Origin of the sequence: Anoxybacillus gonensis (assembly GCF_001187595.1) — a bacterium.
Lineage (GTDB): Bacteria > Bacillota > Bacilli > Bacillales > Anoxybacillaceae > Anoxybacillus > Anoxybacillus gonensis.
This window is the reverse complement of record NZ_CP012152.1, coordinates 1370780-1387093: the sequence shown is the minus strand read 5'-3', so window position 1 is coordinate 1387093 and position 16314 is coordinate 1370780. Positions and strand designations below refer to the sequence as shown.

The window sequence follows — 16314 nt, the reverse complement described above, 5'->3', positions numbered from 1 at the left end:
GGCGAGTCCCTTCAATAATCTAATAGCTCTAATGCTTTTTCTACATGAATAGCTAAATGAATTCCTTTTTTAATAAATCCGTCTCTTTTTAATTGACTCATAACTGCGCTTGTTGTTTCGCGCGATGCACCAACCATGCTAGCGATGTCTTGATGGGTGAGCTTCATTCCAATTGTTTGCCATTCCTTTTTTCGTTTTCCTGTTTTTTCGCTTAGTTTCAATAACAAATACAAAATCCGGTATTTCACATCACTTAAGGCGATTTTTTCACTTAAGCTGTATAATTCTTTTAACCTCGTTGACAATATATGAATAAGTTTCAAGGCGATTTTTGGATTTTTTTCGATAAATGTTTCAAATTCTTTTTTACCTAACAAGCATAAGTACGTATCAGTCATTGCTTCCGCATATATTTGATCATCCGTTAATGATAAAGTCGATGTTTCACCAAAAATATTTCCATCAACTAAAATATCAACTGTAAACTGCTTTCCGCTTGCGTTCATACGATACAAACGTACTTGCCCCTTTTTTAGCAAGAACAACGCTTCAATTTTTTTGTCTGGAGATAGGATAAGCGTTCCTTTTTTCACAGGTTTCATTTCGCTTATTTGATCAATGATGTGCAACTCTTCCATTGGTAGCTCATCAAGTAGACTAATTTGTGACAATAAAAATAACTTATCCACGTTACATATGCCTCCTTAGCAATAAACTCCCTCTTTACATTATAGCTGTTTTTTTATCGATTCCTGTAATCCATCTTACAGTATGTGAGAAAGTAATAGTGTAAAATAGTTACGCTAGGAGGTTTTTTTATGAATTATATTCTTTATACGATCGATGGTTGTAGTAAATGTCATATGGCACGAAAGCATTTACTTGAAGAAAATATCCCTTTTTTAGAAATAAATATATTAAAAAACCCTTCTGCTGCTATACAATTAAAGAAAAAGATGAAAGAGGTCATTGCTCCCGTGCTCGTTTCAGATGACAGAATCATTGTCGGAAGTGACATTTTATTAATGAAAGGAGAAATAAGATGAGAAACGAAAATATTCAAACAATTAAAAATGCAAAACAAGTAATGGAAAATCAAAAAGAACAGATGGGACAGTTTCTTCACCTTGCAGAAGACATTGTAAACTTGTCCATTGTTTTATCGGAAATGTCTAGCCAAATTAACAACAAGTAGACGAAGCAGCTACCTATGCAAAAGATGGAAAATTGTCTATGGATGAGATGACGAAGGTGATGGAAAGTATTGATGGTTTATCTTCTATGTTATTAAATAAATCAAATATATTATTGGATTTGTCTACTTTATTAACAGAAATTATCCAATCGCTACACAAAATATCTGCCCAAACCAACTTGTTAGCTTTAAATGCTTCGATTGAAGCAGCGAGGGCAGGAGTAGATGGAAGAGGATTTGGTGTTGTTGCTCAAGAAATCCGAAAACTTTCTGATGAAAGCACAAATGCAACAACACAAGCTAGGCAATCGGTCACTTCTATTATCAATGAAATAAAGAGTATTTATCAATTATCTAAGTCAGGAAGAGAAGAAATGGAAAAAGGAATGGATATCGTCCAAAAAACAGTAGAACGATTTAATTGTATCGATCAATCAATTTCTCGTGTAAATCAACAAAAAGCTGATCTAACTTCCATTTCTTCCATATTAAAAGAAAAAAGCGCTCAATTGGGGACGTTAAGCAATTTCATTTCCCAAAATCGTCAAGTTATTGCAAAAGGATTAGATGCAGCGCTAGATGTATATAATTTACCAACCACAGAATGATGGGAGGGATGATGAGCAATATGTAGGGAACAGCACCGTGTTTATTAACTGCTGTTCTCATTCCATGCATACACACAATCGGCGCGCTAAGTATAAATGACCATCCAGCAACAGCGGATACTAACTTCTCTGAAAAAGATAAGTTAGAAAACAACCATGTAACAGTTCGAACAACAAATACAGCAACAATAATTGTTTTTAATATAAGTATAAAAAAGAATGTATAAGGCAATCGAGTCCAATCAAAAAAAGCTATTTTTTGTATTGAAGTCATAATAAATAAATACAGTCCTACTGTCCCTAGTTGTTGCAACATGATCGTTTTTTCATCCGGTTTTAATTGTTTAGTTTTCGCTAATAAACCATAACAGAAACCACCAAACATTGCATACACATAATCATAAAGAAAAAGCACCGTTATATGTTGAGTAAGTACGACAATTCCGAATGAAAACAGGATAACATAAGCTGTTTCCCTCGTGAAAGGAATTGTCATTTTTTCTTGATACAAATGGTTGATTAGATCCATGCTATTAGAAATGTTCTGTTTTTTCAACCATTTACTCACGATCAGTAAAAAAACAGGTGTTAGAAAAAAAACAATAGCTAACTGTCCATAACCCCAGAATACGATCTCACTTTGAATATAAGACGGGACAGTCAATTTGATGAAATCTTCATTATATGCAAAAAACCAGTCGCCCATAATAAAATTATATGGTTGTGGAACGAAATATGATATGAATGCGAAAGAAAATAATAATGCAACACATATTGCTAACAAAATGACGAAACGTTTGAAAAAAAGTTTATTCACAAAAAGGGATATTTGAAAGCCGATCGAGAATAAAAAAATAGTGACAGCAACCCTTTGAAATAAAAAAGGTGACTCTAGAGAATAATGAAAAATCACTTTTGTCAAAATAGTGATAATTAACAAAATAACACTTCCGATAAAAGGGATAGACAAGTAATAACGGTGTAAATGGTATTTGCGCTCAAGGAGTTCACTAATTTTAAGTATTATCCCTAATAAAGCAGTAAATAAAATAACCATGACTGTATATATCCCCCTATATTTATAACTTACAAAACAACCTATAGAAGAAACAAAAAGCTTAGATCCACAAAGGAGTGTAACTATGAAATACCGAGCTTATGTATTTGATGTGTATGGTACATTATTTGATGTGTATTCTATTTCTGAAAAGTGCACATACTATTTTGGGGATAAAGGCATATCAATCAGCCAATCATGGCGCCAAAAGCAACTGGAGTATTGTTTTTTACGCCAAATCATCGGCACGTATATCCCGTTTCACGAAATTACAAAAAACGCACTCCAATACGTATGTACTGTTGAACAAGTATACATAACAGAAGAAATCATTACCGATTTGTTACAAGCTTATCACTATCTTTCATTATTTACAGAAGTGAAACAAGCACTGGAAATGTTACAAAGCGAAACACTTGTTGTTTTTTCCAATGGCTCTGTTGATATGCTACTTCCTTTGCTAAATAATTCAGGGTTAACGAGCTATTTCCACTATATCGTCAGCGTAGATGAAATTAAACAGTATAAACCTTCTCCGCTAGCGTATCAGCACGTATGTAATCGGCTAAACATGCAACCAAAAGAGATTTTATTTTTATCTTCGAATACATGGGATATTGTAGGCGCGAGCCAATTCGGATTTCAAACTGCTTGGATTAACCGCGAAAAAGCGACTATGGATTTACTTGGCGTCACACCTAATTATATGGTAAACAATCTGCAAGAGCTAATCGTACAACAGAAATAAAAAGAACATAGGGAGAGGGATCGAATTATTTTTCGATCCCTTCTTTAAGATTAATTCGTTACATTCACATCCGTCTCTGCCGTTTTTCTTTCTGCTATCTTAACTGTTGCTGCGAGAACAAACGAGAAAAATAAGTGCGTCATCAAACTCATTAATTGTTGTGGTTCAAAAGCATGGGCTATCATTGTTCCCATACCAAGCATAAGTGGCATAATCACTAGAGGACCTACAATCCAAATTATAATTCCATAAATGACTGATAAGATAAACATATGTTTAGTAAATGTGACAAGGTAACCAAATACTGCACCAAAAATGATACTAATTATCATATGAATACCCCAACCAACAACGGTACTTTTGCTTCCCACCATCATTGCAATCATCGGAATCATCCCCATCATTTGCATCATAATCCCAAATATGATTCCGCCAACTACGCCACCAAGTACTCCTGTTTTTAATAAACGACTCATATTCAAGCACTCCTTTCTTGTTTTGTAAATCCATCATACAAAAAAACGATTAGAATTACTGTAAGCTGGATTACAACCTGTAAAGTCGGAAGGAGAGAATGAATGACACCAACGGTTTTCGAAGTGAGTATTGTTGAACAACATTTTTATTTTTCCGATCGCTGGCACAAAAACCATGCCGAGGCTAAAAACGAAAGCGGTGTCAGAAACGACACCAGCTTCTTGTTTAATCTTTTTTCTTTAATACTTCCTTTAACAAATCACCTAAACTTGTGCCAAATGAGTCGTTTTCGGCACTATATTTTTTCAATAACGCCCGTTCTTTTTGGCTAAGTTTTGCTTTTTTCTGCTCATTGGCTTTTTCAATGACATTGCAAGGGCGACATTGAAAGTAGACACCTGCTTGTCCTTCGTGAATTTCCATTCGTTTTTTGCACTGTGGACAGCGCCGGTTTGAAAGCTTTGGATCTTTTCTCTTCCGGAAACGGCATGTCATATTCGAGCATACGAGCATGCGACCTTCTTTTGTCGCTCGTTCTTTTAAAAACGATCCGCACTCTGGACACATCGAGCCAGTTAAATTATGAGCACGATACGTTCGATCGCTTTGTTTTATTTCCGCCACTAACCGCTCCGTTTGCTGGCGGATGTGTTGGAGGAACGTTTTTGGATCACCGTTTCCACGAGCAATTGCTTCTAATTCTTTTTCCCAACGCGCAGTCAGCTGCGGCGATTTTAATTCCTCATTGACAAGTTCAATCAATTGTTTCCCTTTTGGTGTCGGATAAAACCGTCCGTTTTTTCGCTCGACCGTTTCCGTTTCGACGAGGCGTTCAATAATTTCCGCGCGCGTCGCTGGCGTACCTAGTCCGTATTTTTCCATTTGTGACAAAAGGTCGGCTTCAGAATAGCGAAGAGGGGGCTCTGTTAGCGCTTCTTTTTTCTCTAATATGACAGAAACCAGTTGTCCTTTCATAAACGTAGGGAAAGTTCCTTTCTCTTCTTGCTTTTCTAGAACGCGCCGAAACCCTGCGTTTACTACTCGCGTTTCGCGAGCGACAAACGCTTCGCCGTCGATATCAAAAACAACATGAATGGTTTCGTAGTCGCATGCTGGATAGAAGAGTGCTAAAAAGCGACGCACAATTAAGTCATATAGTTTTCGTTCATCAGCGGAAAGTTTGCCGATGTCCAACCGTTCTTCTGTCGGGATAATCGCATGATGATCCGTTACCTTTTCGTTATGAAATACCCGCCTAGCCACTACCTTCCCTTTATTTTTCAAAAGCGGAGCAACTTCGTCTACGTATCCAGATTTCATTCCCTCTAGACGCTCAAGCATCGTACGTTCCATATCGGTCGTTAAATAGCGCGAATCGGTGCGCGGATACGTGACGAGCTTATAGTGCTCATATAACCGTTGTAATACGCTTAACGTTTTTTTCGCTGAAAAGCCAAACCGTTTGTTTGCTTCTCGTTGTAATTCGGTTAAATCGTAAGGAAGCGGCTGTGGCTCTTTTTTTGTTGTTCGTTCGACAGAAATAACCGTCGCTTGTTTGTTTTTTAGTTTTTCATATAGCTGTTCCGCCAGTTCTTTCGAAAACATTCGTTTTTCTCCGTTACGCTCCCAAAAAGCAACAACAGACCCGACGTTGGCACGAATCGTCCAATATGGTGCTGGTTTAAATGACTGAATTTCTTTTTCTCGCTCAATCATCATCGCAAGCGTCGGTGTTTGAACACGGCCTGCGGAAAGAGGTTCGTTATATTTGGTCGTTAACGCTCTCGTCACATTTAACCCAATCAACCAATCTGCTTCTGCCCGGCACACAGCAGATTCATATAAACGTTCAAACTGTTTTCCTGGTTTTAAATGTTGAAACCCTTCGCGAATGGCTTGATCGGTTTGAGACGAGATCCATAGGCGCAACAGCGGTTTTTTCCAACGGATTTTTTGCAAAATCCATCGTGCGACAAGTTCGCCTTCTCGTCCAGCGTCGGTGGCGATGATGCAGTTTTTAATATCTGGACGTTTTGCTAAGGTTTCGATTGCACGAAACTGATGGCTCGTTTGCCGAATGACGTTCAGTCCCATTTTTTCTGGGATAATCGGCAAATCTTCTAACCGCCACGTTTTATATGTTGGATCATAATGCTCGGGCATTTTTAATTCGATTAAATGCCCAAGCGCCCATGTGACAATATATTTCGGTCCTTCAAAGTAATGTTTATGTTGCTCCCGACAACCAAGCACGCGGGCAATTTCCCGAGCCACGCTCGGCTTTTCGGCCAGAACAAGTGATTTCATCATATTTTCCTCCTGATCACAAGACTACTTGTTCAGTATAGCGGAAGAAAGGGAGGTTTGCATACTTGACACTTCAAAAGAAAAAAAGGGCTGTGGTAAAGTAAAATGGGGGAAACGGGGTGAATTGAACAATTGACAACAAATTAACTAAATATAAAACTCAAGGGGGCAGTCATTTTGCATTCAGAAAACCGTACAAAGTACGTGCAAAAACTTTGGGAAGTGTGGAAAACAGCAGCTCGGTTAGGATTGGTTTCGTTTGGGGGACCTGTCGCTCACTTAGGGTATTTCCGCGAAGAATATGTGAAACGGAAACAGTGGATTGATGAGAAAACGTATGCTGATTTAGTTGCGTTGTGTCAGCTGCTTCCTGGACCAGCAAGCAGTCAAGTCGGAATTGGCATTGGATTTTTGCGAGCAGGGATGCTTGGGGCCGTTGCTGCATGGTTGGGATTTACGTTGCCATCGGCCTTGATCCTTTTGCTGTTCGCTTATTTTTCAGCAGAGGTTCCTATCGATTGGTTGCATGGGTTACTTGTAGTAGCGGTAGCGGTGGTTGCTCATGCCGTATGGGGAATGGCGAAGGTGTTTGCCCCCGATCGTTCGCGTGCGACAATTGCTGTTGCTTCGGCTATTTTGTCTTTTTCGATACCAAACGCTGGAGGACAAGTTGCTATCATTATTGTCGCCGGGATGATAGGAAGTTTTTTATACCGCCATCATTCGCGGACAGCCGTTCTGTCTGTTCCAGCTTTTCCACGAAAAACAGCGGGCGTTTTGCTTATATTTTTTATGTTGCTCGGGCTGCTTCCGATTGTGGCTCGGTTGACAAGTTCTCCGTTTATCGCCCTTTTTGACAGTTTTTATCGTGCTGGAGCGCTTGTTTTTGGGGGAGGGCATGTAGTACTTCCTTTGTTACAGTCGGAAGTAGTACCTAAAGGTTGGGTAACAGACAACCAATTTTTAGCGGGATATGGAATGGCGCAGGCAGTGCCTGGACCATTGTTTACGTTCGCTACGTATGTAGGGATGGCGAGTTTTGGATGGAAGGGGGCAATAGTCGCAACAATTGCTATTTTTCTCCCGTCTTTTCTATTAGTCATCGGTACGCTTCCTTTCTGGGAATGGATTCGTCAACATTCACGTTTTCAAGCAGCTTTTCATGGCATTCACGCAGCCGTAGTCGGCCTTTTGCTTGCGGCGTTGTATCATCCAGTATGGACAAAAGCAATCCAAACCCCTGCTGATTTTTGTCTTGCATTAGCAGCGTTTTGTTTATTAACCGTTTGGAAATGCCCGCCTTTGGTTGTCGTTATCATTTCCGCTATGATTGGGGCATTGATTTAGAAAGGGAATAGACATAAGACATTCAAAAAATATTTAATGGCTATGCACCTATCCGTTAATGGCTCATAAGATAAAATGAGAAAAATAGGGGGGCTTTCATCATGAATAGTTATGTCAATGCAAGGTTTATGAAAGACCTTGAAAAAGCCATTAACGGAGAGTATAGCGCAATTCATTGTTATGCCCAATTAGCTCACCTAGCAGAAAAAGAAAACATGCGAAAACAAATTCTTGAAATTCGACAAGATGAAATCAAACATTTGGCCTCAACCGAAAATGAGCGAAAAATGTCCGGATGATTTCAAGCGTGGGCTAGAAATTGCTTTGCAAGACGAGCAACAAACGGTCGATTTTTATTTAGAAATTGCGGACTATATAACGATCCCGTTCATAAAAGAAACATTTCGCCGGGCGGCGGCTGATGAACAAAACCATGCCGTCTGGTTTTTATACTATTTTTTGAAAGAAAAATCATGAGAGGGCAGAACAAAAACTGCCTCTTTTTTCATGTTTGTTTTTAGTTTACATAACATAAATTATAGGAAGTTGTATAAAATTAATCTCAAATAAAAAGTAAACTTTTATTTTTGAGACAGAAAAGAAAAATAAAAACGTAGCCGCTTTAGTAAACAAAATATGCTATAGCAGCTACGTTTTACAATAAAATGCATACACCTCATAATCCGTCCTTTCTTATTTTAAGCAATATCCTCATTGCAATAGCGAACACCTTTGTATTGAATACGGATTGGGATTTGTTTTTCTCGTTCATACTCGCGACATAGCTTTTTCGCTTTGATACACGCATCCATCATTCCGCGAGCAGTAATTGCTTCTTCCCATACAACTGGTTGTTGATGATGTGTACTAAAATTGAAAATATACTGTTTCATATAAATCCTCCCTTCTTTTTTCTTTGTATATCTTGAAACATTCATTCCGATTATTATTATAATGCAAACCTGTATTACAAAAAAGATTGAAACTGTTACAACATTGTAAACTTTTACAATAGATTGTGTAAATAAAAACAAGCCTAAGGAAACACCCTTAGACTTGTCCACTTTCATTTCATTTAAACTCAAGCTTATTTGCCCACAGCTTTTTTCACATGCTCTTCTTTGCGCGTTGGCCAACATTCAACACCTTTTAGCCCTTCAATATCATCAGCATAAAATACAGGATCTTCTCCGCGTTTACGTTTTGCCATATAATCATCAAGCGCTTTGAACGCAATACGGCCAAGTAAACCGATTGCTACTAAGTTTGTTAATGCCATAAGCGCCATCGCTAAGTCAGCTAAATCCCAAACAATTTGTAAGCTAGCAAGCGCTCCGAAAATAACCATTCCGATTGCTAGGACACGATAAACGAATAAAGCTGTTTTTCCTTTACTAATAAATTCAATGTTTGCTTCCCCGTAATAATAGCTTCCGATGATCGAGCTGAAAGCGAACATGAAAATAGCTGCTGATAAGAAAATACCTGCCCAAGAACCGAAGTGCTCGGAAAGCGCTGCTTGTGTTAATTCAATACCAACAAGCTCGCCTGTTTTATACGTATCTGATAATAAAATGATAAATGCTGTAGCACTACATACAAGTAATGTGTCGAAAAATACCCCTAGTGCTTGAATAAAACCTTGTTTCGCTGGATGCGAAACTGTTGCTGTTGCTGCAGCGTTTGGTGCACTACCCATACCAGCTTCATTGGAGAACAATCCGCGTTTTACCCCCATCATAATTGCAGCACCCATGCCACCGCCTACAACTTGTTCTAAACCAAAAGCACTTTTGAAAATTAAAGCAATAACTGCTGGAATTTCAGTAATGTTTGTTACCATTACATACAATGCTAATCCAATGTAGAAAAACGCCATGATTGGAACAATAATTTCAGAGAAACGAGCAATGCGTGTAACTCCACCAAAAATAATGACTGCTGTTAATGCCGCTAAAAGGAAAGCGGTTACATAAGGGTTCATGCTAAATGAATTTTTAAACGCTGTTGCAATGGTATTACTTTGTACGGCGTTAAACGTTAATCCAAAACTTGCGATAATTGTGAAAGCAAAAATTGTGCTCATCCAACGTGCGCCCAATTGTTTTTCCATATAATATCCTGGGCCGCCTTTAAAGCCAACATCGCTTTTTACTTTAAAGATTTGCGCCAATGTACTTTCAACAAATGCGCTCGCTCCACCTAAAATCGCAACGAGCCACATCCAAAACACCGCTCCTGGACCTCCAATGGCTAGTGCCATCGCAACCCCAGCAACGTTACCCGTTCCGATACGTGTCGCAGCACCAATGAAGAACGCTTGAAGTGAAGAAATTTCTTGTTTTCCTTTTCCTTCAGGAGATTTTTCTTTTAAGACCCGGAACATTTCTCCGATTAAACGAATTTGCGCAAATTTCGTCCCGATCGTGAAATACACCCCGAGACCGAGCAATAAACCGATAATGACATAAGACCAGAGAATGTTGTTTAAAAATCCGACTACTTGATTAATGAGCTCCATACACTTCCTCCTTAAAATAAATAATTAAGATAATTAGTAAGATTATTAATCTTGTAATAGTATTATCTGAAAATTAAAATTATGCGTCAATAGTAAAAATTAGAAAAACATATACAATTTACAGCGTTAAAGGAACAAAATTGAAAATAAATTATTCTTGTATACTATTTTAAAACAATCTTAATAAAAAGTTTTTTATTTTCTCGCATACTATTCAAACACAATCTTTTTTCAAAAAAAATTTTTTTGTTAACGAAAAAATTTTTTGAATTAACATAAAAACACCCAAGATGATGGGTGTTTTTACAATTTGTATAACAATAATTTTTTTAGTAAAGGGGCTAAAAATGTCGGTAACTGTTCTACATTTGGGACAATGACATGATACTGTCCATATATATTTTCAATCGTTTTTTGTTGACTTTCGGTAATCATTCCGTTTGCTAAAAACACATTCACTACTTCAATTCCTAATTTTCTCGCTTCTACAACCGCTTCGTGTGTATCTACAATACCGTTTTGATCGTATCCAAACGCTGCTGGTTCCCCGTCTGAGAAGACGAGTAAAAATTTTTGTTTTTCGTTTCTTTTTTGCAATTCTTCTGTCATTAACCGAATCGCTAAACCATCTCGATTATCTTCCTGAGGTTCTAGCTGCATAATTTCTGCTCCGCGTCCCTTTTTCAAAGACGCATCAAAATCAATAACTGTTTGAAAATAATTTGGTTGATAAGACGATGTCGCTTCGTTTGTATCCTCCCAAAACCCAACAATTTTATGTGGAACGTGAAGCGCTCGGAGAGATTCATGAAATAAAACAATCCCTCTTTTCGTTTCTTCCATTTTGTCATACATCGACGCAGAACAATCGACAAGGAGCACAAAAACAGCATCTAACAAAGGAGATGTTTCATGCTTTTTATAAAATAAACGTGGATGATCCTCGATAAAAAAGCGTAATAGCTTTTTATTTAAACGTCCGGCATGTAAATCTGTACGCGGATGTATTTTTTTATGCTCGAGTACTTTTTCAATGGTTTGCGTCAACTTTTTTTGATACGGCCCAATGACTTCTCGATCACGTTCATACTGTCTTATTTGTTGTACGGTTGGTGGCGAAGCATCCACAAATATTGGTTTCGCATAACGATTTTCTTTTCCGTATTCGTACTCCGAACGTCCAAAAAGACCTTGACGATATTCTTGTTGTTCTAAATGCGTATAATCATTATGCGTCGTTTTTTGTGATGAACCATGCACGATCCCAAGCGCTTGATCTCCCGCTTCCCCTTGACGAACTCCTTCGCCAAGCAAATCTGTTTGTGATCCCTGCTCTAGATCAAATTGCAAAAAACTATTTGTCATATCGCTTGTTTCGCGATGCCATGTATGCATCACTTCTTGAAAAATCTCTTCGTCTTTCGATTTTTCATCGAGCACATCATGATTTTTCAACGGATCTTTGCGGCGAATATCTTCCCTATCTTCCTGTTGATCAATGTAAATGTACTCTGGGAGATGAAAATATGTGTTTAACATATCCGCATCTAACAATTCATCTAACACATCGACAACTGTAAGCACAATATGTGAAATATGAGCGGTCGATTTTGCATCATATACATTTCGAATTTCACGCTCAACAAACGGAAGAGCGGATCGCAGTGGTTCAGGAAGAGAAACGTCTTGCACCGGCTGTTCCGCCGTTAATAATAAATATAAAAAGTTAAACAGTGCATCTGTATGAATGCTTTTTACCATATTAACGTTCCATTGCGTTTGAAAATAATGACGATACACCTGTTTTCGAATGATAAACGATTTTTTCGTTCCAGGACGGACATGTCGACATACATCTTCTAAACGAAGATCTTCAAGCAACATAAATAGTTGTTTAGCGAAATTTCGAATAGAATAGGCTTTCACTTGATTAAGAAATGAAATAATATGTTCATCGCTTGTATGATAAAAATTTCCGATCGTGCGCAAAAATACATCGCTTTTTAATCCATATACGTACTGCTCTTTTGGTCGGTTATCCCAAAAATGACTAACAACTACTTTTTTATGTTGTCGATCAAGGTACGACTGATAGCCAAATTCGAGCTCCATTTGCTCATCTTTTGTTAATGCTTTTACTAAATCCGATAATTCCATAAACAAAAAAGAATCGACTTTTTTATCATTAAACATAATAAAACGATTCATTCAGCCACCCTCATTCATCAAACAACGTTTCTGCTAAGTTACGCACCGCAGCTTTTTCACGATCATCTTCTAATTTTTCAACGATCGCCCTCTCAATCGCTCGTTGTGGCGGAATGTACACCGCTAAATCACAAGCATCGATTAATGCCCGAATGGAAGCCGCTTCTTCTGATACATATCCTTGCTTCACTTGAACAATTAAATCAGCTGACAATGTCACAAAACGATCTAATAACGTTTCATTTGTTAGCTTTGTTTGCTGTTTCAAAATACTTTTTAACGCCTCCCCTTGAACGTACGGTACATCAATGACAACAAAACGGTTTTTTAACGCTTCATTTAACGGAACTGTCCCAACATATCCTTCGTTAATGGCTGCAATGACACCAAATGTCGGTTTTGCCTTTACGACTTCAGCAGTAAACGGATTTGTAATCGTTTTTCGATAATCGAGCACCCCGTTTAAAATAGGAAGCGTCTCTGGCTTAGCCATATTAATTTCATCAATATATAATAAATGCCCTTTTATCATCGCTTGAATGACCGGTCCCGGTATAAATTCGATCGATGCTTGTCCGTTTATTTGTTGAATCGTTTTAAATCCGAGCATCGCCTCGGCATCTAAATCAATTGAACAGTTAATACTATGCATAGGCTGTCCAAAAAAAGCTGATAATGTTTCTGCTAATTTTGTCTTTCCCGAACCTGTCGGGCCTTTTAATAACACATTTTTCCCTAACGCTAAAGCGATAATTGCGTCGTATAAAATGGACTCATGAGCTGGTGTGTATGCAGTAGCCTCAATTCGTTCGGGGATGTCATGTTTAAACATTTCTCTTCTTTCTTCTATCATCGTCTGAATCGTTTCAGGAAGTGAAAATGATTGTGTATACATCATGATGTCAACCCTTTCTATGTTTTCATACGTACGTATTGTACAAAAAATGTACTCATTTGTACAAACGAACAAAATGTTTAACATAATTATATTATGTTAACAAATAATAAAAAAGGAGCCACTCGGCATTATCGACTTTTGACGAGTAGCTCAACCGCTTCTTGAATCAGTTTTTCACTTTCTAATGATCCTGTTTCGATATCTTTGCGAATGCAACGCTCCAAATTAGCACTTACAACTACTGCAATGGCGCGATCGACGGCACTGCGAATAGCGGATAATTGAGCAACCACTTCTTTACAATCTTTTTGCTCATCCATCATTTTCAGCACACCGCGAACTTGTCCTTCAATGCGTTTTAATCGATTTTTTACTTGGTTATCGTATGTCATGTTTATCAAGCTCCTTTTTCTTATATACCCTTATCAGTATATTAAATGAAATATGATCTTATTGTCAACTAAAATTATCTTTAATGGCTTTACGAATAAGCGCTTCACAACGATCTAATTCTGTTTTTAATTGCCGCTTATATAGCTGGGCTTTTTTATATCCTTCCTCAGTAAAACGGTAATAAACAACTTCTTGATATTTCATCCCTTCTTTTTTCTTTTTCACTTGTTCTAAAATCCCTTCCTCAATTAAATCGTGTAGTGCTTTGTACACTTCGGAATGATTTGGTCGGTATCCAAACGGCTGAAATTCTTCACGAAGTACATCTAACAACTTAAGTCCGTACAATCGTTCTTGTTCGGTTAAAGTAATTAAATATAGCTTTAAAAATGCGCGTTGCTTTAATAAAAATCCGCTCGGTTTTCTTTTTTCGCTCATCTTTCCTCCTCCTCTCATATGACACATTCTTTAATTAAAAGAAAAATCCTTCTATATTTCCATTATAATTGAACATTTTTATTTTTATTCAGTTTTTATTTAGAACATAGTTTTATGATATCAATTTTTTACAAAAAAAGAAGAAGAGAAGCTCCTCTTCTTTATTTGAATACAATTGTTTTATTTTCATGAACGATAACACGATCTTCTAAATGCCACTTTAATGCACGAACGAGGACTGTTTTTTCGATCATGCGTCCAATTCGCTTCAAGTCTTCTACATGATGTTTATGATCAACTCGTTCCACATCTTGTTCAATAATTGGTCCTTCATCTAAATCATCTGTCACATAATGAGACGTGGCGCCGATGAGTTTTACTCCACGTCGATAAGCTTGCTCGTATGGTCGCGCACCGATAAACGCCGGTAAAAACGAATGGTGAATATTAATAATTTGCGTTGGAAACGTTTCGACAAAACGAGGTGATAAAATTTGCATGTAACGAGCAAGCACAATGACATCAATATCATGTTCCTTTAACAACTGTATTTGTTTTTCTTCTGCTTCTTGTTTTGTTTCTTTTGTCACTGGTATGTAATAGTAAGGGATCCCGAATGACTCTACCGTTTCTCTCATTTGTTCATGGTTGCTGATGACGAGAGCGAAATCTGCAAGCAATTCACCCGCTTGCCATTCCCACAATAACTCTAATAAGCAATGTTCTTCTTTCGAAACAAATATCGCTACCTTTTTTATGTGCGTATGTAAACTCAATCGCCATTTCATTGAAAAACGTTGTGCAATCGTTGCGAACTCCCTCTCCATCTCTCCTTTTCTCTCTAATATATTCGGAGCATCAAACTCAATTCGTAAAAAAAATGTACCACCTTCAGGATCTGTCGAATATTGACTCGACTCAACGATATTGGCTCCTTGTTCATACAAAAAAGTGGTGACAGCTGCAACAATTCCAGGTTGGTCTGGGCACGAGATAAGCAAGCGTGCCCGATCTTTATATTTGTCCATAAACTTTTGTGCGTGTTTTTGTTGAAAATACATCATAACCCCCCTATAAAACGAAAAATGAAATAAATAATAGCCAATATTATAACAAATAAACAAATAGTCGAGAACATATCCCGACTATTTTTCTTACTTATTCATTATTTTTCGTACGCCAAAAGCCCCTTTCCATGTGGGAGCAGATTGTTTAGCAGAAGAAGATGAAAGATACGTGTATAACGCCCCCATAAATAACGACCCGCCGACAATATTGCCAAGCGTTACAGGTATGATGTTATGGACAATTCCTGCCACATGAATCGTATCAGGATGTTGAACAGCTAATGCAAGGGAGAAAATAACGAAATTTGCGATCGAGTGTTCATATCCAGAAGCAAAAAAGACGAAAACAATTAAAATCATAGCAAATATTTTTGCGATATCTTCTTTCATTTGCATCGGAATAAAAATAGCTAAACAAACGAGCCAGTTACATAAAACCCCTTTTATAAATAGTTGTAACGTTGTTGCATGCATTTTCTTCAATGCAATTGCAAATAGTAAATGATCCATCGGAAGATCATGAAAAATTCCTGACTGCGCAATTAAAAAAGCAAAGAAAACAGCACCGAGCAAATTCCCGCTATAACATGCGACCCAGTTACGAAGGGTGTCTCCAATCGTCGTTTCTCTTTGCAAGGTACTAACCGTAAAGTACATCGTATTTCCTGTAAACAATTCTGCCCCACCATACATAATCAGCACAAGGGCAATCCCGAAGAAAATGCCACTTACTAAATAAGTCGCTGGTGAATGTGTTTCATAAAAGTATTGACCAACCCGTACACAAAGAACAAGAGCAAAACCGATATATACACCTGCTAAAGCAGCACGAATCATATATTGAAGCGGTGATGTTTGCAAAATGGATCGTTTTTTTAATGCGAGCTCTTTGCATGTTTGTAAAGCGTCCATCATTTCCTCACTTCTCTTTCTGTTTTTGTGATGTTTTTCACACTTTATCCTACTCCTCTTCCTTACGTTTTTCAACGAATTTATGTAAATGTTAAAAGAACTGTCAACACTTTATTTTTGTAAACGTTTGCGAAAAAA

Annotated in this window: 17 protein-coding genes and 1 pseudogene; 6 read left to right on the top strand and 12 right to left on the bottom strand. The window is 37.6% G+C overall.

All coding sequences use genetic code 11. The features are described 5' to 3' along the window. Nucleotides 1–11: 11 nt before the first annotated feature. Entirely contained in the window at nt 12–689 is a 678-nt protein-coding gene (locus tag AFK25_RS07315) for a Crp/Fnr family transcriptional regulator (RefSeq protein ID WP_035066431.1), read from the bottom strand. A 129-nt stretch (nt 690–818) separates the two neighbouring features. Here AFK25_RS07315 and AFK25_RS07310 point away from each other — a divergent pair, with 129 nt between their 5' ends. The 3 genes from AFK25_RS07310 to AFK25_RS07305 are packed head-to-tail and all read left to right on the top strand — an operon-like array spanning nt 819 to nt 1803. Beyond that, nucleotides 819–1046, top strand: a complete 228-nt coding sequence (locus AFK25_RS07310; protein WP_035066433.1) for a glutaredoxin family protein — start codon at nt 819–821, stop codon at nt 1044–1046. After that, nucleotides 1043–1195 carry a hypothetical protein gene (locus tag AFK25_RS14995; RefSeq protein ID WP_156185732.1) on the top strand — a complete coding sequence of 51 codons (153 nt, stop codon included), beginning with the start codon at nt 1043–1045 and terminating at the stop codon, nt 1193–1195. Before AFK25_RS07310 ends, AFK25_RS14995 begins: the two co-directional genes overlap by 4 nt. Before the next feature lie 38 nt (nt 1196–1233). Next, nucleotides 1234–1803 (top strand): methyl-accepting chemotaxis protein, encoded by a 570-nt coding sequence (locus AFK25_RS07305; RefSeq protein ID WP_035066435.1) that lies wholly within the window; start codon nt 1234–1236, stop codon nt 1801–1803. On the opposite strand, the gene AFK25_RS07300 is transcribed toward AFK25_RS07305, so the two are convergent. Next, nucleotides 1745–2860 carry a hypothetical protein gene (locus AFK25_RS07300; protein WP_035066437.1) on the bottom strand — a complete coding sequence of 372 codons (1116 nt, stop codon included), beginning with the start codon at nt 2858–2860 and terminating at the stop codon, nt 1745–1747. The genes AFK25_RS07305 and AFK25_RS07300 overlap by 59 nt on opposite strands. Nucleotides 2861–2945: 85 nt before the next feature. Between AFK25_RS07300 and AFK25_RS07295 the strand changes: the two genes are divergently transcribed. Next, nucleotides 2946–3608 carry a haloacid dehalogenase type II gene (locus AFK25_RS07295; protein WP_035066439.1) on the top strand — a complete coding sequence of 221 codons (663 nt, stop codon included), beginning with the start codon at nt 2946–2948 and terminating at the stop codon, nt 3606–3608. A 50-nt stretch (nt 3609–3658) separates the two neighbouring features. Here the strand turns inward: AFK25_RS07295 and AFK25_RS07290 are convergent, their stop codons facing one another. Both AFK25_RS07290 and AFK25_RS07285 read right to left on the bottom strand, forming a co-directional pair. Then, entirely contained in the window at nt 3659–4084 is a 426-nt protein-coding gene (locus tag AFK25_RS07290) for a hypothetical protein (protein ID WP_035066441.1), read from the bottom strand. 226 nt (nt 4085–4310) lie between these two features. Beyond that, nucleotides 4311–6392, bottom strand: a complete 2082-nt coding sequence (locus tag AFK25_RS07285) for a DNA topoisomerase III (protein ID WP_035066549.1) — start codon at nt 6390–6392, stop codon at nt 4311–4313. 177 nt (nt 6393–6569) lie between these two features. Between AFK25_RS07285 and AFK25_RS07280 the strand changes: the two genes are divergently transcribed. Both AFK25_RS07280 and AFK25_RS07275 read left to right on the top strand, forming a co-directional pair. Further along, nucleotides 6570–7739: a chromate transporter gene (locus tag AFK25_RS07280; protein ID WP_035066443.1), complete on the top strand. Its 1170-nt coding sequence runs from the start codon at nt 6570–6572 to the stop codon at nt 7737–7739. A 101-nt stretch (nt 7740–7840) separates the two neighbouring features. Then, nucleotides 7841–8216 (top strand): annotated as a pseudogene (locus AFK25_RS07275) (ferritin-like domain-containing protein). A 221-nt stretch (nt 8217–8437) separates the two neighbouring features. On the opposite strand, the gene AFK25_RS07270 reads toward AFK25_RS07275, so the two are convergent. From AFK25_RS07270 to AFK25_RS07235, 8 genes are all read right to left on the bottom strand, one after another. Then, complete coding sequence (locus AFK25_RS07270) at nt 8438–8632, bottom strand: hypothetical protein (RefSeq protein WP_019416617.1); 195 nt, start codon at nt 8630–8632, stop codon at nt 8438–8440. Between the two features lie 194 nt (nt 8633–8826). Next, the gene (locus AFK25_RS07265) at nt 8827–10260 is read right to left on the bottom strand and encodes an alanine/glycine:cation symporter family protein (RefSeq protein ID WP_035066445.1); all 1434 of its coding nucleotides are present in this window, start codon (nt 10258–10260) and stop codon (nt 8827–8829) included. Nucleotides 10261–10563: 303 nt separating this feature from the next. After that, nucleotides 10564–12468 (bottom strand): vWA domain-containing protein, encoded by a 1905-nt coding sequence (locus tag AFK25_RS07260; protein WP_035066447.1) that lies wholly within the window; start codon nt 12466–12468, stop codon nt 10564–10566. A gap of 10 nt (nt 12469–12478) precedes the next feature. Further along, nucleotides 12479–13300, bottom strand: coding sequence for an AAA family ATPase (locus AFK25_RS07255; protein ID WP_240468877.1), 822 nt, complete (start codon nt 13298–13300; stop codon nt 12479–12481). 194 nt (nt 13301–13494) lie between these two features. Further along, entirely contained in the window at nt 13495–13758 is a 264-nt protein-coding gene (locus AFK25_RS07250) for a metal-sensitive transcriptional regulator (protein ID WP_003397198.1), read from the bottom strand. Nucleotides 13759–13822: 64 nt separating this feature from the next. Beyond that, nucleotides 13823–14197: a replication termination protein gene (locus AFK25_RS07245; protein WP_035066451.1), complete on the bottom strand. Its 375-nt coding sequence runs from the start codon at nt 14195–14197 to the stop codon at nt 13823–13825. 161 nt (nt 14198–14358) lie between these two features. Next, entirely contained in the window at nt 14359–15258 is a 900-nt protein-coding gene (gene purU / locus AFK25_RS07240; protein ID WP_128713025.1) for a formyltetrahydrofolate deformylase, read from the bottom strand. A gap of 93 nt (nt 15259–15351) precedes the next feature. After that, entirely contained in the window at nt 15352–16176 is an 825-nt protein-coding gene (locus AFK25_RS07235; RefSeq protein WP_009361227.1) for a formate/nitrite transporter family protein, read from the bottom strand. Nucleotides 16177–16314 lie beyond the last annotated feature (138 nt).